Genomic DNA, 284 nt, shown 5'->3' on the forward strand with positions numbered 1-284 from the left:
GTGCTCGAGCCGCTCGTAGGCGGAGCGCCCGACGCGACCCATGCCCAGCACGACCGCCTCGGCGTGCCCCACGTCGAGGGGGCGGTCCTCGGGGTGCAGCCGGTGCTCGGGGCGCTCGGGCACCAGGTGCGAGAGCAGCCCGACGAGGTACTCCGGGCGGCGGCCCACCGCGGTGCCGACCACGAAGCTGGCTGCGATGGCGGTCGCCAGCGTGACCACCCACTCCTCGCCCAGCACCTCGGCGGAGGAGGCGACGGCCACGATCAGACCGAACTCCGAGAAGT

At 74.3% G+C, this 284-nt stretch carries 1 pseudogene; it reads right to left on the reverse strand.

The features are described 5' to 3' along the window. Positions 1-261, reverse strand: a pseudogene (locus QWY29_RS20155) (potassium transporter Kef); the annotation flags it as partial. Positions 262-284 lie beyond the last annotated feature (23 nt).

It is taken from the genome of Nocardioides abyssi, from assembly GCF_030412915.1.
Lineage (GTDB): Bacteria > Actinomycetota > Actinomycetes > Propionibacteriales > Nocardioidaceae > Nocardioides > Nocardioides abyssi.